19 protein-coding genes are annotated in these 21,327 nt (G+C 39.8%); 13 read left to right on the top strand and 6 right to left on the bottom strand.

The window, feature by feature from the left end; translation table 11 throughout:
* The first annotated feature begins 42 nt into the window (after positions 1–42).
* The 9 genes from QSH13_RS13155 (at position 43) to caiF (ending at position 10,163) form a co-directional block, all read left to right on the top strand.
* Positions 43–360 (top strand): phage holin family protein, encoded by a 318-nt coding sequence (locus tag QSH13_RS13155; RefSeq protein WP_196544831.1) that lies wholly within the window; start codon positions 43–45, stop codon positions 358–360.
* Positions 357–746, top strand: a complete 390-nt coding sequence (locus QSH13_RS13150; protein WP_196544832.1) for a M15 family metallopeptidase — start codon at positions 357–359, stop codon at positions 744–746. Before QSH13_RS13155 ends, QSH13_RS13150 begins: the two co-directional genes overlap by 4 nt.
* The gene (locus QSH13_RS13145) at positions 743–1,099 is read left to right on the top strand and encodes a hypothetical protein (protein WP_196544833.1); all 357 of its coding nucleotides are present in this window, start codon (positions 743–745) and stop codon (positions 1,097–1,099) included. The genes QSH13_RS13150 and QSH13_RS13145 overlap by 4 nt, the downstream gene beginning before the upstream one ends.
* Positions 990–1,322, top strand: a complete 333-nt coding sequence (lysC, locus tag QSH13_RS13140) for an Rz1-like lysis system protein LysC (RefSeq protein WP_249718257.1) — start codon at positions 990–992, stop codon at positions 1,320–1,322. Before QSH13_RS13145 ends, lysC begins: the two co-directional genes overlap by 110 nt.
* Positions 1,323–1,326: 4 nt before the next feature.
* Entirely contained in the window at positions 1,327–4,233 is a 2,907-nt protein-coding gene (locus QSH13_RS13135) for an RHS repeat-associated core domain-containing protein (RefSeq protein WP_286039256.1), read from the top strand.
* A gap of 184 nt (positions 4,234–4,417) precedes the next feature.
* On the top strand, positions 4,418–7,249 hold the full coding sequence (locus tag QSH13_RS13130) for an RHS repeat domain-containing protein (RefSeq protein WP_286039255.1): 2,832 nt from the start codon (positions 4,418–4,420) through the stop codon (positions 7,247–7,249).
* 385 nt (positions 7,250–7,634) lie between these two features.
* The gene (locus QSH13_RS13125; RefSeq protein WP_196544835.1) at positions 7,635–8,258 is read left to right on the top strand and encodes a lytic polysaccharide monooxygenase; all 624 of its coding nucleotides are present in this window, start codon (positions 7,635–7,637) and stop codon (positions 8,256–8,258) included.
* Positions 8,259–8,538: 280 nt separating this feature from the next.
* On the top strand, positions 8,539–9,201 hold the full coding sequence (fsa, locus tag QSH13_RS13120; RefSeq protein ID WP_109398264.1) for a fructose-6-phosphate aldolase: 663 nt from the start codon (positions 8,539–8,541) through the stop codon (positions 9,199–9,201).
* Between the two features lie 569 nt (positions 9,202–9,770).
* Positions 9,771–10,163, top strand: a complete 393-nt coding sequence (gene caiF, locus QSH13_RS13115) for a carnitine metabolism transcriptional regulator CaiF (RefSeq protein ID WP_109398263.1) — start codon at positions 9,771–9,773, stop codon at positions 10,161–10,163.
* Positions 10,164–10,236: 73 nt separating this feature from the next.
* Here the strand turns inward: caiF and caiE are convergent, their stop codons facing one another.
* The 6 genes from caiE to caiT form a co-directional block, all read right to left on the bottom strand.
* The gene (caiE, locus tag QSH13_RS13110) at positions 10,237–10,830 is read right to left on the bottom strand and encodes a carnitine operon protein CaiE (RefSeq protein WP_109398262.1); all 594 of its coding nucleotides are present in this window, start codon (positions 10,828–10,830) and stop codon (positions 10,237–10,239) included.
* A gap of 39 nt (positions 10,831–10,869) precedes the next feature.
* On the bottom strand, positions 10,870–11,655 hold the full coding sequence (caiD, locus tag QSH13_RS13105) for a crotonobetainyl-CoA hydratase (RefSeq protein ID WP_100158918.1): 786 nt from the start codon (positions 11,653–11,655) through the stop codon (positions 10,870–10,872).
* Between the two features lie 76 nt (positions 11,656–11,731).
* The gene (gene caiC, locus QSH13_RS13100; RefSeq protein ID WP_286039254.1) at positions 11,732–13,288 is read right to left on the bottom strand and encodes a crotonobetaine/carnitine-CoA ligase; all 1,557 of its coding nucleotides are present in this window, start codon (positions 13,286–13,288) and stop codon (positions 11,732–11,734) included.
* Positions 13,289–13,362: 74 nt separating this feature from the next.
* Positions 13,363–14,583, bottom strand: a complete 1,221-nt coding sequence (gene caiB, locus QSH13_RS13095) for an L-carnitine CoA-transferase (RefSeq protein WP_109398260.1) — start codon at positions 14,581–14,583, stop codon at positions 13,363–13,365.
* A gap of 69 nt (positions 14,584–14,652) precedes the next feature.
* Complete coding sequence (caiA, locus tag QSH13_RS13090) at positions 14,653–15,795, bottom strand: crotonobetainyl-CoA dehydrogenase (protein ID WP_286039253.1); 1,143 nt, start codon at positions 15,793–15,795, stop codon at positions 14,653–14,655.
* Positions 15,796–15,836: 41 nt separating this feature from the next.
* The gene (caiT, locus tag QSH13_RS13085; RefSeq protein ID WP_109398259.1) at positions 15,837–17,351 is read right to left on the bottom strand and encodes an L-carnitine/gamma-butyrobetaine antiporter; all 1,515 of its coding nucleotides are present in this window, start codon (positions 17,349–17,351) and stop codon (positions 15,837–15,839) included.
* 600 nt (positions 17,352–17,951) lie between these two features.
* Between caiT and QSH13_RS13080 the strand changes: the two genes are divergently transcribed.
* The 4 genes from QSH13_RS13080 to fixX are packed head-to-tail and all read left to right on the top strand — an operon-like array spanning position 17,952 to position 21,309.
* Positions 17,952–18,725, top strand: a complete 774-nt coding sequence (locus tag QSH13_RS13080; protein ID WP_109398258.1) for an electron transfer flavoprotein FixA — start codon at positions 17,952–17,954, stop codon at positions 18,723–18,725.
* Between the two features lie 11 nt (positions 18,726–18,736).
* Positions 18,737–19,675 (top strand): FAD-binding protein, encoded by a 939-nt coding sequence (locus QSH13_RS13075; protein WP_286039252.1) that lies wholly within the window; start codon positions 18,737–18,739, stop codon positions 19,673–19,675.
* 57 nt (positions 19,676–19,732) lie between these two features.
* A complete protein-coding gene (fixC, locus tag QSH13_RS13070; protein WP_286039251.1) occupies positions 19,733–21,025 on the top strand; it encodes an FAD-dependent oxidoreductase FixC in 1,293 nt (430 codons plus the stop codon).
* The gene (fixX, locus tag QSH13_RS13065) at positions 21,022–21,309 is read left to right on the top strand and encodes a ferredoxin-like protein FixX (protein ID WP_023582978.1); all 288 of its coding nucleotides are present in this window, start codon (positions 21,022–21,024) and stop codon (positions 21,307–21,309) included. Before fixC ends, fixX begins: the two co-directional genes overlap by 4 nt.
* The last annotated feature ends 18 nt before the right edge of the window (positions 21,310–21,327 follow it).

The following is a 21,327-nucleotide window of genomic DNA, read 5'->3' as shown; positions in this document are numbered from 1 at the left end:
TGACTCTTCTTTCTCTAACCCGCTTAACGTAGGAATTTTATTATGCTGGTCTCAATCCCATCTGAAAGTGATGCACTCGCTTGGATGATTATCGGTGGATTTTCAGCCTGGGGAGGTATCGTGAGGTATTTAATGGAAATTAGGCAAAAACAAATTAAGTGGTCTTGGTATGGCATTGCTAGCCAGATCGTGATTTCAGTATTTACAGGCTTACTTGGTGGATTATTGAGTTTTGAAAGTGGGGCAAGTCGCTATATGTCTTACATGATTGCAGGGCTTTTTGGCTCAATGGGGAGTACCACGTTGATTTGGCTATGGAACCGTGTTTTTGGCATGAATAGCCTTAAGGAGCCTAAATGAATACGTATACATTGAGTCAACGAAGTCAAAATAACTTAAAGGATGTGCATCAAGATTTAGTCCGAGTGGTTAATTTGGCGCTGACATTGAGTGAATATGATTTTGTTGTCATCGAAGGGCTACGTTCATTTGCGCGTCAAAAAGCGTTAATGAACGAAGGCAAAAGCAAAACACTCAATAGCCGTCATTTAACAGGTCATGCTGTAGATATAGTACCGTTAGTGAATGGTGCTATCCCTTGGCAAGATTGGTCTGCGTTTGAATCCGTATCAAAAGCGATGAAACAAGCAGCACATCAATTGGGTGTTTTAATGAATTGGGGCGGTGATTGGATATCGTTTCGTGATGGCCCTCATTATGAGCTGTCTAGAGAGGCATATTCATGAGTATAACCTGGCTTCTACGCTGGGGATCAAAAGGAGGCGTGTTGTTAGTCATTCTGACCACGCTTCTGGTGATCCGCTATCAGCACAACCAAATTGATCGGTTATCAGAACAAAATAGTCAGTTTGAATATCAACAACGCACATTGCAATCACAATTAATGCAATGGCACGAACAAGCGGAAAAAATCTCTGAAACGCTTATACATCAACAAGAGGAGCAACACTATTTAGAGGAAGAAAATCATGCAATACGCCAAGAGTTACGGCTACTTCTGGCTCAAACGCCTTGTGCTAATGAGTCTGTGCCTGACGCTGTTATCCAGTTGCAGCAAAACACCCTTAACCGTCGTTAAAGCACCTGAAAAATTTGTACCAACACACTTACTACAGCCCTGTTCAGCACCATTTTTTAATGTGCAAGTATGGGGGGATTATCCTGATTATGTGGCACGTTTAATGTTGGTATTGGAAAAATGTAATACCGATAAAAAAGCGGTGGCAGAAATATTGGCAACAAAAAGTCAGCTTGGTACTTATGAGTTGGATCATAAAAGAAAGCAAACTAAGGAATTATAGAAATATGTCAAATCAACAATTACATACACGAACCCCGACTGTTGTGGTTCATGATAATCGCGGATCGGCTATTCGCGAAATTAGCTATTGCCGTCATCCTGATATGGTAAACCAAACCGATGAGCGTATTACGCGTCATCACTATCATGCTCGCGGTTATTTAGAACGCAGTATTGATGCAAGACTGTATGACTCACAACAGTTAGACGCCAGCATTCAGCCTAATATTCAACAAACGGTGAGTTTAGGGAAGGCATTATCACTTTCACAAGGTGTTGATAATGGGAATAGCTTTAATTTCAATGATATTGAAGGCACGGTTGCACAGCAGATTAATGCCAAAGGAACGGTCACAATCTATAAATATAGTCAGTCTGGGTTTGAACGATATTTAGAGAAAGTAGAAGAAGGAAAATTAGGGAATTCAGACACGAAGGTTATTCAAAAATTTAAATGGGGACAAGGAAACGCGAGTGAGTTAATAGAGACCAACCAAGTGGGAAAATGTATTGAGTACTTTGATACTGCAGGTAAAAAAACATATAGCCATTATTCGTTACAAGGTGCGGTAATATCAGAAACACAACAGTTCATTGTAGATAATAACATTAATTGGAGTACCGGCAGTGAGCAAAGTATTCAACAAGCTGAAAAATTTACTACTCAATATACTTATGATGCGACAGGGGCTGTATTAGAAGAAACCGATGCAAAGGGAAATAAACGCCGTATTGCCTATGATATTGCAGGCTTTGTAAAACAAACTTGGTTGACGTTAAAAGGACAATCAGAGCAAGCGATTTTACGTGCTTTAACCTACTCAGCTGCGGGGCAAAAACTGCGTGAAGAGCAAGGTAATGGCTTGGTCACCACTTATGAATATGAGCCTGAAACACAACGTTTGTTGCAGGTTAAAACAGAGCGTCCTCAAGGTCATGCATTAGGGGCGAAGATTATGCAAGATCTGCGTTATGCGTACGATCCTGTCGGCAATATTATCTGTCTGAAAAATGATGCTGAAGCCACACGTTACTGGCGTAATCAAAAAATTGTGCCTGAAAATCGTTATGTGTATGACTCGCTGTATCAATTGGTCAGTGCAACGGGTCGTGAATCTGCCAATCAACAAACACCCGTTTCAATGCAATCTCAGCCAATTACTACGTTAGTCAAAGATACGCAAAGCTATACTAATTACACCCGTTTCTATACCTATGATAGAGGCGGTAATTTAACGCAAATTCGCCATCACTCCGCTATTGCGCAACAAAGTTTTACTCAAGATATTACCGTTTCAAATAAAACCAATCGCGCTTTATTAAAGTCACAATGTTCAGATCCAAAAAACGTGGATAGCTATTTTGATGAGAGTGGTAATTTAACCCAACTTCTTAATGGCGATGCGATCATTTGGGATAGCCGTAATCATCTGAAAGCCACCAAAGAGATAATGGAAAATGGGCAATTATCTGAGGGAGAAACCTATCAATATAACAGTGCGAGCCAACGTATGACGAAAATACGCGGGCGCAAAGTTGCTGACAGTGATTTAGAAAAAGTCACTACGCACTATTTACCAAATATTGAACAATGGGAAGTGAGCACACGTTCTGTGACAGAGAAATATGTCGTTGTACAAATTCAAACAGGTACTAGTGCAAAAGTCAGGGCGCTGTGTTGGGAAATTGGCTCACCGAAAGGGATTGAAAATAATTCACTGCGTTATAGCTATGATGACGGTATTGGCAACAGTGGATTAGAAACCGACGGTAAAGGGAAGTTAGTCAGTTATGAGGAATATTACCCCTATGGGGGTACAGCCATTTGGTCCAGCGAAAATGCGGTAGAGGCGGATTACAAAACCATTCGTTATTCAGGGAAAGAAAAAGACGCTACGGGACTTTATTATTACGGTTATCGCTATTATCAGCCGTGGATTGGTCGTTGGTTAAGTGCCGACCCCGCCGGTACGATTGATGGGCTAAATTTATATCGCATGGTGCGCAATAACCCAGTGACATTGCATGATCCTGATGGGCGAGCGCCCACGGGGTCAACCGCATCAACGTCTGCAACAACAAGTGAGCATTTTATCAATCGATTACCGACGTCATTTCATAAAGTAAAAACAAATGATTGGGGGGAGCAGACTATTAAAAAGGCTGGGGCTTGGAATCAAAAAAATTCACGAGATTTTAAAAGAGAGACTCACTATACCGCCAGTAAGTTAGGTCCGTATTTTACGCTCTATTCAACCCCGGATTCTCCATCAAAACAACTTATTGTTACTGCCGATGGCGGTTTTACCTTAAACCGCGGCGCCGTTCCAATACCCGATGGGGTGACATTAAAATTCTTAAATCCACACAGGACTAACTTAAAGGACCCGACTATTAAGAACCTCGCAATAAATAAGAAGTATACGTTATTTTCCATTTCCAATCATCGTCTAGATTTTCATAATCAATTCGCGGTTGAGCAAATGGAATTGTTGGGAATAAGGACAGTAACAGGTGCGTATAACGATACAATTTGGAAAGAAATTGAACCGTATAATAAAATGCATTGGGAAGCAGCAGAAAACGATAAGAATAGTGTAATTAATATTACAAATTATATGTTAACCAAATATGCGGACGATACACCCGATAGAATAGGTAATGCATTGGCTGTCAATCGAGCGATTATACAAACCAATCAAAAACAAACAGTAAAAACGGATATTGTCGCAGTAAATAACCGGACTCTTTTTGATGGGTTCACTATACCTTCAATAACGTCAATAGGAGCGCTATTCAAGGAGTTAAAGAAAAATAATATTCACTATGACAATATTGTCTGCTCATTTTGTCGTGGCGACATTTGTAGGTCCAATATGAATTATAATCCTAAACTGCAGAGACTAGAATAATCTTATTGTAACTCAATTAATAATGATTAGGGGCTAAGGACTAAGTGTGGTTAATTTAATCACAAGGTATTTAGCCTATAAATAAATTAATAATATATCTTAATAAACAAAGGTATTTATTCACCGTTAATGACTAATAAAATAATTATTAACGATAAAGAGAAAACCACAAGGAATTAAAAATATGTCAAATCAACTATTATATACCCGAACCCCCAGCGTGGTGGTTCTTGATAATCGCGGATCGGCTATTCGCGAAATTAGCTATTGTCGTCATCCTGATACTGTTAACCAAACCGATGAGCGTATTACTCGTCACCATTATCATGCTCGCGGTTATTTAGAGCGCAGTATTGATGCAAGATTGTATAAAACACAACAATCAGACACCTCTATTCAACCTAATATTCAACAAACCATAAGCTTAGGTGGCGCCATTACTTTATCTCAAGGGGTTGATAATGGTACAAGCTTTAGTCTTAATGATATTGAGGGTACCGTTTCACAACAGATTAATGCACAAGGCACAGTGACAACGTACGAATATTCCAAGCAAAGCATTGAGCGGTATTTAGAGCAAGTAAAAGAAGGAAAACTCGGTGAAAGCAGAACTGCCGTGGTGCAAAAACTTAAATGGGGACAAGGAAACGCGAGTGAGTTAATCAATACCAACCAAGTGGGAAAATGTATTGAACATTTTGATACTGCAGGTAAAAAAACATATAGCCATTATTCGTTACACGGCGCAGTGATATCAGAAACGCAACAGTTTGTGACAGATAATCATATTGATTGGGCTCCAAGTCGTGAAGCCAGTATTGAACACACCGAAAAATACACGACGGAATATCGTTATGATGCCACAGGTACGGTATTAACAGAAACCGACAGTACAGGCCATCAACGCCGTCTTGCTTATGATATTGCAGGCTTTGTAAAACAAACTTGGTTGACCTTAAAAGGACAATCAGAACAAGAGATTTTGCGGTCACTCTCTTATAGTGCGGCAGGGCAAAAACTGCGTGAAGAGCAGGGTAATGGTTTAGTTACCACTTATGAATATGAGCCTGAAACGCAACGTTTACTGCATGTCAAAACAGAGCGCCCTCAAGGTCATGCGTTAGGGGCGAAGGTCATGCAAGATCTGCGTTATGAGTACGATGCGGTGGGCAACATTATTTGTTTGAAAAATGATGCAGAAGCGACGCGTTATTGGCGCAATCAGAAAGTGGTGCCTGAAAATCGCTATATTTATGATTCACTGTATCAATTGGTTAGTGCAACAGGGCGTGAATCCGCCAATCAACAAACGCCTGCTTCAATGCAATCTCAGCCTGTGACAACGTTAGTCAAAGATACGCAAAGCTATACTAATTACACCCGTTTCTATACCTATGATAGAGGCGGTAATTTAACGCAAATTCGCCATCACTCCGCTATTGCGCAACAAAGTTTTACTCAAGATATTACCGTTTCAAATAAAACCAATCGCGCTTTATTAAAGTCACAATGTTCAGATCCAAAAAACGTGGATAGCTATTTTGATGAGAGTGGTAATTTAACCCAACTTCTTAATGGCGATGCGATCATTTGGGATAGCCGTAATCATCTGAAAGCCACCAAAGAGATAATGGAAAATGGGCAATTATCTGAGGGAGAAACCTATCAATATAACAGTGCGAGCCAACGTATGACGAAAATACGCGGGCGCAAAACTGCTAACGGTGATTTAGAAAGAGTCACTACGCACTATTTACCGAATATTGAACTATGGGAAGTGAATAACAATCCTGCTACGGAAAAATATGATGTGGTTCATATTCAAACAGGTACTAGTGCAAAAGTCAGGGCGCTGTGTTGGGAAATTGGCTCACCGAAAGGGATTGAAAATAATTCACTGCGTTATAGCTATGATGACGGTATTGGCAACAGCGGATTAGAAACGGACGGTAAAGGGCAATTAGTCAGTTATGAAGAGTATTACCCTTATGGCGGTACCGCCATTTGGTCTAGCGAAAATGTGGTAGAAGCAGATTACAAAACCATTCGTTATTCCGGTAAAGAAAAAGATTCTACGGGGATGTATTACTATGGTTATCGTTATTATCAACCGTGGATTGGTCGTTGGTTAAGTGCAGACCCCGCCGGTACGATTGATGGGCTGAATTTATATCGCATGGTGAAAGGGAATCCGACATCTTATATTGATGACAATGGTTTGATGTTCAAAAAATTAAGTGCAAGTATAGCCAACAGAAGAGAGCATAATTCCTCAAACGATATATCCACCGCTAGTAGTGCTATTGGCGCATCTGGATCAGGCAAACAATCCCAGTTGAATATTTCTAATTCTAAAAACGACCTCATTGGTAACATTATTGAACGTCTGGTGGATATTGTTGAAACAGGGAGAGGTGGAATGCGCACGTTACAAGGAGACCAGTTTAACGAAACAATGACTAAATTAGCTTCTTTGTATATTGACTTACAGCCTGAGGGCGCTCTGTCCGGTGGACACGAGATCATGAAGAAATCAAAAGGTTTCAAGCAACCACCTAAAGGTAAAGGTTTAGTTAATCAGAACAAAGAACGAGGAAATTTATATGATTTTATGACTCCTTACGTTACCAGAGATGTAGATTCTGAAAATTTTTGCCTCCAAAATGTAACTTCAGACTTACATAAATGGACTGAGCATGTTATCGATAAACAACAGAAGCGTCTTCCGACAGGAAAAGCAGTAGAGTTACTTATGAGGATGAATAAGGCTGCAGACCCAGAAGTTACTCGAGCAGAGTTCACAAAAAATCCTACGTCACGCCCTCCGGAGGATCAAGAGGAGGCAATACAGTATGTATATTATATGGCTGGTATATTTGAAAGTGAAAGTGAATGGAAAGAGCTTGCCCGTGATATGTACACGTATGAATATCCTCAGCTAAAAAAAGTAACTTATAAAAGAGCCAAAGCAATTTTTGATAAAAACAAATCCTTATCGGTATATAAAGTTGATTAAGGCACCATCATTTTTACTCAACTCATGGAATATGAGTGATTAGATAATAATGTCTATTTAGAGTAGACCCAAAATACACAACCCAGAGAGACAGCATTTCTGTCTCATTTGGGTTGTTTTTATCTTATCTTGATAATTTGAATGCTTTTAATAATGTGCGAAATAGAGTGTTAAAAAATAATTTAATTTATTATTTCAATAATTAATCATCATTTAATAAATATTAAATGACTGTTTTAGTCCCATTTTAATATTAAATTAAATCGCGATATTGCTCACAGTTCTTAATAAATGGATATTTAATTATCTTTTTTTGACTAATATCTAATGTGATTGATGCAATCATTATATTTTAAAATTTTTTAATAATTATTGAGGCTTTATTATGAAGAAAAATAAACTTATGGTATTTACTGCAACGTTATTATTATCAGCGGGTTTTGTTTCAACAGTGTCAGCTGATGTCACATTGAAGCATGGCTATATTGATGTTCCACCAAGCCGTGCAGTATTATGTAAAATGACTATTTCTAAGAGTAATAATATAAAATTTAATAAAAATTGTGGCCCTGTAGAATATGAGCCTCAATCAGTTGAAGGGCTTAAAGGTTTCCCTGAAGGTGGACCTGAAGATGGTAAAATTGCCAGTGGTGGAAATGAAACATTTTCTGCTTTAAATGAGCAGAGTGCTGATCGCTGGCATAAAGTGGCAATGAAAAGCGGACCTTATACCTTTAAGTGGAAATTAACAGCGCCACATAGTACAGCATCATGGCGATTTTTTATTACTAAACAAAACTGGGATGTCAATAAACCGCTGACTCGTGATGATTTTGATTTAACACCATTCTGCCAACAAAATGATAATGGTGAAATACCAAAAGAAACCGTAGAGATAAATTGTAATATACCAGAGCGTTCAGGTTATCAGGTTATTTTAGGTGTCTGGGATATTGCCGATACAAAGAATGCTTTTTATCAAGTTATTGATGCTGATTTTAAAAAATAATCTATTTAATTAAAATGATTATTTAATTTTAATAATGATATTGATTATATTTAATTTAAATATTATCAGATTTAAGTCTTGAATTAAAAATATAAAATTAGATTATTTCTATTTTATTAAATAGAGATAATTGCTATTTATTTTTAGCAATTTAATTAATAGCGCCTTTACATGGGCGCTATTTTCATTGAATCGACTAGAAATCCCTCGCGTACAATGCTACTTTCTACGTTATACCTATAATTATTTAGCTTAAAACCAACATCATTGAGGTGCGATTATGGAAATCTATTTAGATACCGCTGATATCGAAGAAGTCAGAAAACTCTCTCAAGTTCTTCCTATTGCAGGTGTCACCACCAATCCTTCCATTATTGCTAAATCCGCACAAGATATTGAAACGCTATTGCCTGAATTAAAAACGGCAATGGGAGGAAAAGGTCGGGTATTTGCACAGGTTATTGCCAGTGATGTCGATACCATGATTGAAGAAGCTTTGCGCATTGGCAATATTGCCGATAATACCGTGATTAAAATCCCAGTTACAGAAGCTGGGCTTATTGCTATTAAACAATTAAAACAAAAAAATATGCTGGTATTAGGCACGGCAATTTACAGCGTGTCTCAAGGGTTAATGGCCGCATTAGCAGGTGCCGATTATATTGCGCCTTATGTGCATCGAATGGATAGGCAGGGCTCTGATGGTGTAAGAGTGGTAAAAGAGTTACAAACGCTGATCACCATGCATAATTTACCAACAAAAATCTTAGCCGCGAGTTTTAAAACACCACGCCAAGTGGTTGATTGTTTATTAGCGGGGGCATCTTCGGTGACATTACCGATAGAACTTGCTTACTCTATTATTCGCTCACCGGTGGTGGACGATGCTGTAAATAGATTCGCTGATGATTGGCAAACTACATTTGAGCGTCGTTTTTTATAATCAAATGAAGAACATAAGATTAAGTGCTATAACGTTATATAGCACTTAATTTACCTATTTAGGTATACAGAGATATTAATCTTCACTTTTACTAATGTATTAATAATAAGGATAATATAGCTTAAAATAAATGAATATTGATTTATATCTAATAATAAGTCACCTTTCTGGCAATTCAAATTCAAATCTATTATTATAATGTTAGTCTAGAAATGGATTATTAATATAATCTATTGTTTTTTATTTTTTTGTTATAAATAGCTTATATATCAATTTTTTATATTTTATTTTTTATAAAGTTGTTATTTTTTTAATTTAATTAATTTTTTGTTTTTACTCGGTTTAGTTGTTATTAAGTTGAATTTAATAACAAAATAATAAATTGTGACTAGCATGTTAATTAAAGGGTTTGGTTGTTAAGAAATAAATTAATATTATATTGATGAGGTAGTTAAAATACCTAATTAACAGGGAAAACCGATACTCCGCGGTGCAATGATAATTAACATATTCAGTTATTATCTTTATTTAGCGATAAATAAAACTTTATTTGTGATACTGGAGTAAATATGTGTGAAGAATACATGAATAAGCCACTCTATTTGTCAATTGCAGACTGGGTTCAAGAGCAAGAACGTTGGGTAAGTGCAAAGGAAATTGCAAAAGAATTCGATATTCCTCAATGCAATGCAATTAATATTGTTTCCTATATTCTTTCTGATGTAAAAGAGATTGAGTGTGAAACGAAAAGTGTACCTAACCAATTAGAAGGTAGAGGCTGTCAGTGCCAACGAATGATCAAAGTCAGTCATATTGATCCTCAAGTCTATTCGCGTTTAAAAGGCCATATTCAAGAAAAAAGTAGTCAACGTTCTCCTGAAAAATTAGCGGCGATGATCCCTCGTGGATTGAACCATGAGCAAAAATGGCAATGGATGTTGTCAAAATCTCAACGTCGCTAATATAAGTAACTTCGTTGCATACAAAACAAATTGAATAATGACGACAGGCGCTCGTAACGCCTGTCGCTGTTTGTTACTGGCCTTTTGGCTTAACGCCTGTTGTGCCTCGTAAACGCGGGCGATGAGGTTCAGGAGCCGTTAATGGTGTTGTTTCTACTAAGCTTTGGCGACAACGTACCGCTAAATCTTGATATTCACGAGTATTCATCCGTTTCCATTCCATATCTTGATCGGTAATATCACGCACATGTTTTGCAGGACTTCCTATTAACATTTGTCGAGGTTGTCCTTGAAAGCCGGCTTTTACAAAGCTCATAGCGGCAACGATGCTTTCCTCACCAATGACTGCTCCATCCATAATTACGCTGTTCATACCAACTAAACTGTCACGCCCGATAATACAACTGTGAAGGATCGCACCGTGCCCAATATGGCCATTTTCTCTTACGATCGTATCCATATCGGTATAACCGTGCATGATACAACCGTCTTGAAGGTTTGCGCCTGCTTCAACAATCAAGCGTCCATAGTCGCCCCTTAGTGAAGCCAGAGGGCCGATATAAACGCCAGCACCAATAATCACATCACCAATTAATACAGCAGATGGATGAATATAAGCTGTTGGATGAACCACAGGAACAAGACCTTCAAACGCGTAGATACTCATCAGTTTTCCTCTTTGTTGTATTATCAAGATGAACGATAATTACCGGCCTTTCCACTCAGGTGCGCGTTTTTCAGCAAAAGCTAATGGCCCTTCAGTAGCGTCTTCTGAATGTAAAACACTTGGGTAATGTTTTAGTACACCACTGCGCATAAGCTTGTAACCCTCTTCAATGGAAAGTTCACTGGTAGCACGATAAATCTCTTTTAATGCAGCCACAGCGAGTGGGGCACTGTTGGCAATTTGGTCTGCAAGTTCACGTGCACTGTCCATTAATTCAGCGGCGCTGACAACGCGGTTTGCAATGCCCCAACGTAGTGCTTCGTCGGCATTCATGCGACGACCTGTCATTAGCATTTCGTTGACGATAGCTGGTGGTAAACGTTTAGGTAAACGCAAAACACCACCACTGTCAGGTACAATTCCTAACTGCGCTTCAGGTAAAGCAAAAGAAGCATTGTCTGAACAAACCATCATGTCGGCGGCGAGTGCTAATTCAAAACCGCCCCCAAAAGCATAGCCGTTAACGGCAGCAATGACAGGTTTATCTAGATCAAAAAGTTCAGTTAAACCCGCAAAACCACCCGCACCAAAGTCTGCATCAGGGGCTTCACCTTCTGCGGCAGCTTTTAAATCCCATCCCGCAGAGAAAAAACGTTCACCAGCACCAGTGATAATCGCGACACGTAAGTTGGGATCATCACGAAAACGTAAGAAAACTTCGCCCATTTCATGGCTTGTTTTTGCATCAATAGCATTGGCTTTGGGTCTATCCAATACAATCTCAAGCACTGAACCACGGGTTGTTAGATGTAATGACTGGCTCATGTTGTATTCCTTTTCGTCATCAAAAATAAGCAGTTATGATTGAGGTTATTAATTTGTGGTTAAACCAACCTATGCTTTATTTCAAATGCTTTTTAATCACTTTTCCTGAGCAGTTACGAGGTAAGTCGTCTCTAAATTCAACTTCAGAGGGGACTTTGAACTTTGCCATATTTTGCTCACAAAAATGGAAAAACGCTTCTTTACTCAAGCTCTCATTTTCAACCAATACCACGAACGCTTTAATCGCTTCATCACGAATATTGTCAGGCACACCAATCACAGCCACATCTTGAATTTTAGGATGTGAAGAAATGATGTTTTCAATCTCAACACAAGAGACATTTTCGCCACCGCGTTTGATCATATTGCAACTGCGATCAACGAAATAAAAAAAGCCTTCATCGTCTCGGTAACCATAATCGCCAGTATGTAACCAACCATCTGGCTCTAATGCTTTTGCTGTTGCATCAGGTCGGTTGTAATACTCTTTAAAAATAGTTTTTCCGGGTTCGCCTTTTACGCAAATTTCGCCTACAACCTCATCAGGGACTTCGTTGTTTTGTTTGTCCCTAATTTGTGCTTGATAGCAAAAACCGGGTCTACCAATGGAGGGCCAGCGACGTTTATCGCCGGGTCTGTCACCAATTAAACCAACAATGGTTTCTGTCATGCCATAAGAGGTGAGCAATCGCACGTTAAAGCGTTCAAGGAAGGCATCTTTTTCATCATCGGCAAGATTGAGATAAAACATCACCTCACGTAATTTGTGCTGTTTTTCTTCTGATGAAACAGGTTGTGCCATTAAGGTTCTCATCATCATTGGAATGCACTCTGTTACTGTTGCTTGATACTTAAGGATCTGTTTCCAAAAGGCTCTTGCGCTGTATTTTTCAAGTAAAACAAAGGTGGCTCCCACAGAAAAAGCAGGGAGTGATGCTGTGCATTGGCAATCAATATGAAATGCGGGCATAACGGTAAGATAAATATCATCTTCACGTAATGCGTTTTGCCATGATGAGTAATAACCCGCAAAACGTAGGTTATAGTGAGTGATAACGACACCTTTAGGTTGGGAGGTCGTTCCTGAGGTAAAAAGAATTTCAGCAGTGTCATCCACACTTAATGGTGTGTAATGATTAAGCGTAACAGGATGCTTGGCTTTCTCTGTTAAGAAGTCGGTAACACCTTTTTCAGTAGGGAGACTGTTTTCTGTTATTAAAAACAGTTGCGTTAAAGGGTTTTGTTCATCCTGTAACATAGGTTGGTAAATCGGATAGAAATTATCACGAGTTACCACGTAATGAGCTTGGCAGTGATTGATTATCCATGCGCTCTCTTCATACATAAATCGCGCATTAATGGGCACCATTATCGCGCCAATTTTTGCCAAGCCAAACCAGCAAAAGAAAAACTCAGGACAGTTATCAAGATGTAAGGCAACGTGATCGCCTTTTTTTATGCCACCAGCATGAAAAAGATTTGCGGTTCTATTTATCTCTTCATTTAATTCACAGTAGCTAAATTGTCTCACTTCTCCTTGTGCGGATTCAAAAATTAGCGCTGTTTTTGTACCATAAACCTCTGCCAAATCATCCCACATTTGACGTAAGTTTTGTTTGCCAATCACATCCATTAAACTGTTACCCTATTCTTTTGCTGTAAATTCAGACGTATTTTATGTCTATACAACGTCCGAATTTTACAGTGTTACTTTACGATTTTAGCCAGTCCTTTATCGACTAGCCCCTTGATTTGTGCGTCGCTATAACCGATATTTTTCAAAATTGCATTAGTGTCCATGCCATGAGATGGCATTCCGCGCCAGATTTTCCCTGGGTTGTTTTTGAATTTAGGCATCACATTTGGCCCTTTGCAGGTTTCGCCATCCATGGTTTGCCACTCGGTAATAGACTCACGCGCGATATATTGCGGATTGTCTTCAAGCTCTGGAATAGTCAGCACTTTAGCGCTGGCAATATTGAGTTCAGACAGGCGTTTTAGCACATCAGTGATAGGCTGTTTTGCTAACCATTCATCTAACTTGTCTTCAAATAATTGACCATGAGGGCAATTGATACGGTGAATAAGTTGAGTGCCTTCTGGCACTTCTGGTGTACCTAAAAGATGTGCAAGACCGATATCTTTGAAGATCTCTTCAATTTGGGTAATACCCACCACTTCCATTACGATAAAACCATCTTGGCAACGGTAAAGCCCACATCCTGCGTAGTACGGATCTTTCCCTTTGGTCATACGAGGGCAGATTTCACCACCATTGAAATAATCCATCATGAAGTATTGCCCCATACGCAACATCACTTCATACATGGCGATATCAATACTTTCGCCTTTACCTGTTTGCTGAACTTTATACAGTGCAGCTAACGCAGAAGTGGTTGCTGTCATCCCTGAAAAATAGTCAGCGGTATAAGGGAAAGCCGGCATAGGCTGATCTTTGTCACCATTTTGAATAAGGTAACCACTGAAAGCCTGAGCAATGGTGTTATAAGCCGGTAAGTTGGTGTATTGCGGATCGCCATATTGACCAAAGCCTGATAAATGCGCGATAACCAATTTAGGGTTATGTTCCCATAACACTTCATCGGTAATACCACGACGTGCAAAGGCAGGGCCTTTACTGGCTTCGATAAAGATGTCGGTTGTTTCCATTAATTTTAGGAATGCATCACGACCTTCATCTTTAAAAATATTGAGTGAAAGAGCATGTAAATTACGGCGAGAAAGTTGAGGGTAGTGAGGTTGAACGCGAATGGTGTCAGCCCATGCAACGTTTTCAATCCAAATCACTTCAGCACCCCATTCTGCAAACATTTGTCCTGCAAATGGCCCTGCAATTTCAATTCCTGAAAACACAACACGAACCCCTGAAAGTGGGCCGAATTGTGGCATTGATAAATGTTCTGTCATAGCGTTACCTCGTAAGTGGTCTAAGTGAAAACGCTCCCACCGAATGATAAGAGCGTTTCTCGTGATAAATTATCGATACTGCTTAAGTACTGAGCGTCCTAATGTCAGGATCTGCATTTCATCAGAACCACCAGATACACGATCAACACGAAGGTCACGCCAAAAACGAGAAATACGGTGCTCGCCAGCAATACCGACACCACCAAGCACTTGCATTGCACTATCAACGACTTCAAACGCCGCATTTGCACAGAAGTATTTACACATAGCCGCATCACCGGAAGTGATTAAGTTGTTGTCACTCTTCCATGCAGTTTCATATAACATGTTGCGCATTGAATTGAGTTTGATCGCCATATGAGCGAATTTTTCTTGAATAAGTTGGAAACGGCCGATAGCTTCGCCAAATTGCACACGTTGATTGGCATAACGAGCCGCATCTTCAAATGCACACATTGCTGTACCGTAGTTAGTGAGAGCCACTAAGAAACGTTCGTGATCGAACTCTTCTTTAACACGATTAAAGCCGTTTCCTTCACGACCAAACATGTCTTTTTCTTCAAGTTCAACGTTGTCGAAAGTGATTTCACAGCAGCTATCCATACGTAAACCCAGTTTTTCTAACTTGTTGACTTTGATGCCGGGTTTGCTCATATCGACAAACCATTCAGTAAAGATAGGTTTATCTGGAGATGCTGAGTCACGGCTCATCACCACAACGTAAGGGGTATAAGCGCTACTGGTGATAAAGCATTTGCTACCATTGAGGTAAACTTTGCCATCTTTACGGGTATAAGTTGTTTGTAGGCTACCGACGTCAGAGCCTGCACCCGGTTCTGTGATAGCAGAGTTCCACATTTGCTTACCTGTGCCGCGGAACGCCATAATTTTGTCAATTTGCTCTTGAGTCCCTTCACGCAAGACAGTGTTAAATCCACCTGGTAATTGATAAAGCACGTAAGTTGGCGCACCTAAGCGACCTAATTCCATCCAGATTGCAGCAACAGTAACAAAACCGGCATTTAAACCACCGTGCTCTTCAGGGATAAGCAGATTGTCAATTTCCATATCCGCTAAGGCTTTGACAAAACGTTCTGGGTATTTACTTTCGCGATCGCATTCAGCGAAATACGCTTCCCAGTTTTCACTGGCCATTAATTCGCGGACACCGTCAACAAACAGTTCCTGCTCATCATTCAATCTAAAATCCATGTTAATAACCTCTTAATATGTCATTCTTTGCGTATAGCGGATCACTCTTTCCAATGTACTTTGGCATCTTTAATAAAGGACAAGGTGACCATGATATTGACGAAAAATAGCGGGCATCCCCCGGCGATAATGGCGGTTTGAATCGGTTTTAAACCGCCAAGTGCTAACAGGATGATGCCGATAATACCGACCAGCACAGACCAGCCGATACGCACTAATAAAGGGGGCTCAGAGCCTTCTTTCATAGAGCGACAAGTGGACATAGCCAGTGTGTAAGAACAGGCGTTAATTAAAGTGACAGTGGCAATAAAGCAGAGGATAAAGAAGCCCCACATTGTCGCTGTGCTCAACGGTAATGCCGCCCATGTTTCGATAATGGCGCGTGGAACACCATATTGTTCAATTAGTTGTGGAATGTTGAGAATATTTTGGTCAATCAGTTGTAAGGTGTTACCACCAAGGATTGTCCAAATTAACCAAGTCCCTGCGGTTAAACCTGAAACCATCCCTAAACACAATTCACGAACAGTACGGCCTTTAGAGATCCGCGCTAAGAAAATACTCATCTGGATGGCGTAAATAACCCACCAAGCCCAATAGAAGACCGTCCAGCCTTGAGGGAATCCACCTTTACCAATTGGATCTGTATAGAACAGCATACGAGGCATATACATCAGCAATGTACCGACAGAATCGGTAAAATAATTGACAATAAAGCTCGCGCCACCAACGATAAACACCCAACCCAACATTAAGAAACTCAGATAAGTACGAATATCACTGGCGATTTTCACCCCTTTTTGCAGACCGAATGCCACACAAATTGCGTTTAATAAGATCCAGCAAGAGATAATAATGGCGTCTAATTGCAGGGTATGAGGAATACCAAATAAGTATTGAATACACTCAGTCACAAGCGGGGTAGCTAACCCGAGACTTGTCCCCATAGCTAAAATTAAGGCGACTAAATAGAAGTTATCAACAATAGTACCGAATAAGCCATTAACGTGTTTTTCACCAATTAATGGGGTTAAGGTACTACTTGGACGGATAACTTCCATTTTGCGAACAAAGAAGAAGTAAGCGAATGCAACAGAAAGAAAACTATACGTAGCCCAAGGTAGAGGACCCCAGTGAAACAAGCTGTAAGCAAGGCCAATTTCTTTAGCTTGAGTCGAATAACCTTCCATTCCAAAAGGCGGGCTTGAAATGTAGTAGTATATTTCAATCGAACCCCAGAAGAGGACGGCAGCAGAAGTACAAGACGCAAACATCATAAAGATCCAGCTTGCGGTACTAAATTCAGGTTTGTCTTCTCCTAGGCGTTTATTGGCATAACGACCGAAGACTAACCAAAACCAACCTCCGAACATAATGACCATATACCATTCGAAAGCCCAACCCCAGACATTGGTAACATAGCTGAATACGGCATTAATCACTTCATTTGAAGCGTCAAGATCACGTACCGTTAACCAGCATAAAATACCAACAATGATTAATGGAGGAAAAAAAACCTTCGGTTCTATTCCTGCCTTTTTATTATCTTTGCTCATAGGTAAATTTTCCAAATATATTTAACGCAGAAGTTTAAGTAGTGTTAATTCCTAATATCTAATAAAGCATTTAAGTTTATTTATGAGTATTCCGTCTATTGGTGTTTCATCATAATAGAAAAATAAAGTTATTGGCTAATTCACAAACTGATTAATGATGATGAATAATGGATATTATAAGAAATCCATTCTGTTATTCACTTCACACTATTCTTTTTGTCTATTTTATGTTACGTTTTATAACGTTTTGTTTTCATTGTAACTAGCTGAAAATTATATCTATATTGCTGTATGTAATAGGGTTGTTATATTCCGTCTTTCAATATTGTTGATCTTGGTGGCAATATTGAACGTTAAATAGCATTGTATTTATTATTTTCAATATTGTTGATCGATGTAGCAATATTGAAAGTTGTTCACTTCAATTAAAACTAATTTCAATATTGGTGATGTGTTTAGCAATATTGAAAGCTATCCATTCTTTATTTATCTATGTTCAATATTGGTGACCTAGGTTTAATTTTTTAATCGCTTAATTATGTTAATTCTATATTACATTGCCAGAGTAAATGACATTATTTATTAATTTCAGGAGATGTAATGAATATTATTACATGTTACAAGAGTGTTCCCGATGAGCAGGATATTACGGTAAATAGCGCAGACAATTCGCTAGATTTTTCCCGAGCTAACACCAAAATTAGCCAATATGATTTAAATGCGATTGAAACCGCTAATCAGCTTAAGGCTCAACTTGATGGTATTCACATCACGGCAATGAGTGTTGGTGGCAAAGCACTGACAAATGCGAAGGCACGTAAAGACGTTCTTTCTCGTGGTGCTGACGAGTTAGTGGTAGTAGTTGATGACCAATTTGAAGCCTCTTTGCCTTACCAAACGGCGGTTGCATTGGCTGCAGCTGCGGCTAAAAAAGGTTATGACTTAATTCTTTGTGGTGACGGCTCTGCGGATCTCAGTTCACAACAAGTTAGCTTGCTGCTGGGTGAGGTCTTAAATATACCTGCGATCAATGGTGTTAACAAAATTGTTTCTCTTTCTACTGATTCAATAACGGTTGAGCGTGAATTAGAAAATGAAATCGAAACACTGATCATTCCATTACCTGCTGTTATTGCGGTTTCTACCGATATTAATACACCTCAAATTCCTTCGATGAAAGCCATTCTTGGCGCTGCCAAGAAACCTGTTCAGCAATGGAGTGTTGCCGATCTTGGTCTAGATGCAATTACTGTGCGTTCAGAGCAAACAGTGGCAGCGCCGAAACAGAAAGTTCGTCAACGCATCATCATTGAAGGTGATGGCGATGATCAGATTGCTGAGTTGGCAGAACATTTACGCAAAATTCTTAAGTAATAGGGGGAGTTATGAGCCAGTTTTCAACTGTTTGGGTATTTAGTGATGCACTTTCCCGTTTACCAGAATTAATGGGTGGTGCTTCTTCATTAGGACAATCTATCAATGTATTTACATTGAATGATGAACAAAGTGTGGTTGCTTTTAAATTAGGTGCAACTGAAGTTTTTCAATTAGAAGGTAAACCTGACGATCGCATTATTGAAGACTATGCACAAAGCATGGTTGAAACCATCAAACAAAAAGGTGATGCAGGTTTAGTGCTACTGCCTAATACACGTCGCGGAAAACTAGTTGCAGCACGTTTAGGTCATCGTTTAGACGCGGTTGTTTCTAACGACGCACAATCTTTAAATGTAGAGGGTGATGCATTAGTCACCAAACACATGGTTTACGGTGGCCTTGCTTTTGGTGATGAAACCCTAAAAACCCCTTACTGTGTTGTCACTGCAAGCGTGGGGGCTTTTGATGTTGCACCAGAAACTGGCGCTACGGGGAATGCACAAAAAGTCTCATGGGTTGCCCCAGCTCAAACTATTGTTCGTCATTCAGTACAACCACGTGCAATCAATGCCGTTGATTTAGACAAGGCACGTTTTGTTGTCAGCGTGGGGCGTGGCATCGGCAGTAAAGAAAATATTGCTATTGCAGAAGCGTTAGCGAAAGCCATTGGTGCTGAAATCGCCTGTTCTCGTCCTGTTGCTGAAAATGAGAAGTGGATGGAACACGAGCGTTATGTCGGTATCTCTAACCTGATGCTGAAACCAGAACTCTATTTGGCTGCCGGTATTTCAGGGCAAATTCAACATATGGTTGGCGCGAATGGCGCACAAACGATCGTTGCTATTAATAAAGACAAAAATGCACCAATCTTCCAATTTGCTGACTACGGTATTGTCGGTGATTTAATGAAGATTTTACCTGCATTAACTCGTCAATTATCTAACTGATTTATTTAAGCAGGGAAGGAGACTTCTCTGCTGTTTATCGCAAATTCTGGAGATGTTATGTCCGATTCCGAAGATATTTTCGATGCCATTATTGTTGGCGCAGGATTAGCTGGATCTGTGGCTGCACTTGTTTTGGCAAGGGAAGGCGCACAAGTATTGCTAATAGAAAGAGGTAACTACGCTGGCGGGAAAAATGTAACCGGTGGTCGTCTGTATGCACACACTCTTGAGCGCATCATTCCTGAGTTTGCGCAAGAAGCGCCTGTTGAACGTGTTATTACTCATGAAAAATTGTCATTTATGACCGAAACAGGTGCAATGACGATTGATTACCAAAATACTGAAGAGAAGAACCCAAAAACCGCCTCTTGGTCTGTATTACGGGGTGAATTTGACCAATGGTTAATGGAGCAAGCCGAAAATGCGGGTGCGCAATGTATTACAGGTATTCGTGTTGATAAGCTCGTCGAGCGTGATGGCAAGATTGTCGGTGTTGAAGCCGATGGCGATGTACTAGAGGCAAAAGCGGTGATCCTCGCCGATGGCGTGAACTCTATTTTGGCTGAACAGTTAGGTATGACAAAACGTGTTGCGGCTGAAAATGTGGCTGTGGGCGTAAAAGAGATCATCGAATTGCCTGAAAGTGTCATTAAAGATCGTTTTAACCTAAAAGATAACGAAGGTACCGCTTGGTTATTTGCCGGTTCGCCAACGGATGGATTAATGGGGGGCGGTTTTTTATATACCAATAAAACCACACTTTCTTTAGGTCTTGTGTGTGGGCTTCACCATATTAAAGATGCGAAAAAATCAGTACCACAAATGCTGGAAGATTTTAAACAGCACCCTGTTGTTGCTCCGCTAATTGAAGGCGGAAAAATGGTGGAATATGGGGCGCATGTCGTTCCTGAAGCTGGATTAAGAATGCAAAACGAATTAGTACGCGATGGTGTATTGATTGCCGGTGATGCTGCAGGAATGTGCATGAACCTCGGCTTTACTATCCGAGGTATGGATTTAGCGATGGCATCCGGTGAGGCAGCAGCCAAAACCGTGCTATCGGCAATGGAGAAAAACGATTTTAGCCACCAAACGCTAAATGAATATCTCAAACATTTAGAAGATGGCCCGTTACGCGATATGAAAGCTTATCAGCGTATGCCTGATTTACTTGATAACCCTCGTATGTTCACTGCTTACCCTGAAATGGTGGTTGGTATTGCAAAAGATCTCTTTACCGTAACGGGTGAAGCGCCAGTACCAATGCGTAAAACCATGATACGTCATACCAAAAAAGTAGGTTGGATGAATCTGATTAAAGATGGGATCAAAGGAGTAAAAGCAATATGAGTTCTCCGGTCAATGTCGATGTCAAATTAGGCATCAATAAATTTAATGTCGATGAGGAAAATCCACATATCGTCGTTAAAGAGCAGCCTGATATGCAGGTGTTAGAAACTTTAGTCAAAGCATGTCCAGCCGGTCTTTATAAAAAACAAGAAGATGGCACCATCAGTTTTGACTATGCAGGTTGTTTGGAATGTGGAACTTGTCGAATTCTCGGTTTAGACAGTGCGCTTGAAAAATGGGAATACCCACGTGGCACGTTTGGCGTGGAATATCGTTACGGATGATGTATCGCTACTTTTCTC

It is taken from the genome of Proteus faecis, assembly GCF_030286765.1.
Taxonomy (GTDB): domain Bacteria; phylum Pseudomonadota; class Gammaproteobacteria; order Enterobacterales; family Enterobacteriaceae; genus Proteus; species Proteus faecis.
This window is presented reverse-complemented; position numbering and strand designations above follow the sequence as displayed.

Bases quoted from the DNA above. Each gene is read 5' to 3' on its own strand.
- fsa (WP_109398264.1), top strand. From the start codon at position 8,539: ATGGAAATCTATTTAGATACCGCTGATATCGAAGAAGTCAGAAAACTC.
- fixC (WP_286039251.1), top strand. From the start codon at position 19,733: ATGTCCGATTCCGAAGATATTTTCGATGCCATTATTGTTGGCGCAGGA.
- QSH13_RS13145 (WP_196544833.1), top strand. From the start codon at position 743: ATGAGTATAACCTGGCTTCTACGCTGGGGATCAAAAGGAGGCGTGTTG.
- fixX (WP_023582978.1), top strand. From the start codon at position 21,022: ATGAGTTCTCCGGTCAATGTCGATGTCAAATTAGGCATCAATAAATTT.
- caiE (WP_109398262.1), bottom strand. From the start codon at position 10,830: ATGAGTATCTACGCGTTTGAAGGTCTTGTTCCTGTGGTTCATCCAACA.
- caiF (WP_109398263.1), top strand. From the start codon at position 9,771: ATGTGTGAAGAATACATGAATAAGCCACTCTATTTGTCAATTGCAGAC.
- caiT (WP_109398259.1), bottom strand. From the start codon at position 17,351: ATGAGCAAAGATAATAAAAAGGCAGGAATAGAACCGAAGGTTTTTTTT.
- QSH13_RS13125 (WP_196544835.1), top strand. From the start codon at position 7,635: ATGAAGAAAAATAAACTTATGGTATTTACTGCAACGTTATTATTATCA.
- QSH13_RS13080 (WP_109398258.1), top strand. From the start codon at position 17,952: ATGAATATTATTACATGTTACAAGAGTGTTCCCGATGAGCAGGATATT.
- QSH13_RS13155 (WP_196544831.1), top strand. From the start codon at position 43: ATGCTGGTCTCAATCCCATCTGAAAGTGATGCACTCGCTTGGATGATT.
- QSH13_RS13075 (WP_286039252.1), top strand. From the start codon at position 18,737: ATGAGCCAGTTTTCAACTGTTTGGGTATTTAGTGATGCACTTTCCCGT.
- caiA (WP_286039253.1), bottom strand. From the start codon at position 15,795: ATGGATTTTAGATTGAATGATGAGCAGGAACTGTTTGTTGACGGTGTC.
- caiC (WP_286039254.1), bottom strand. From the start codon at position 13,288: ATGGATGTGATTGGCAAACAAAACTTACGTCAAATGTGGGATGATTTG.
- caiB (WP_109398260.1), bottom strand. From the start codon at position 14,583: ATGACAGAACATTTATCAATGCCACAATTCGGCCCACTTTCAGGGGTT.
- QSH13_RS13135 (WP_286039256.1), top strand. From the start codon at position 1,327: ATGTCAAATCAACAATTACATACACGAACCCCGACTGTTGTGGTTCAT.
- lysC (WP_249718257.1), top strand. From the start codon at position 990: ATGCAATACGCCAAGAGTTACGGCTACTTCTGGCTCAAACGCCTTGTG.
- QSH13_RS13150 (WP_196544832.1), top strand. From the start codon at position 357: ATGAATACGTATACATTGAGTCAACGAAGTCAAAATAACTTAAAGGAT.
- caiD (WP_100158918.1), bottom strand. From the start codon at position 11,655: ATGAGCCAGTCATTACATCTAACAACCCGTGGTTCAGTGCTTGAGATT.
- QSH13_RS13130 (WP_286039255.1), top strand. From the start codon at position 4,418: ATGTCAAATCAACTATTATATACCCGAACCCCCAGCGTGGTGGTTCTT.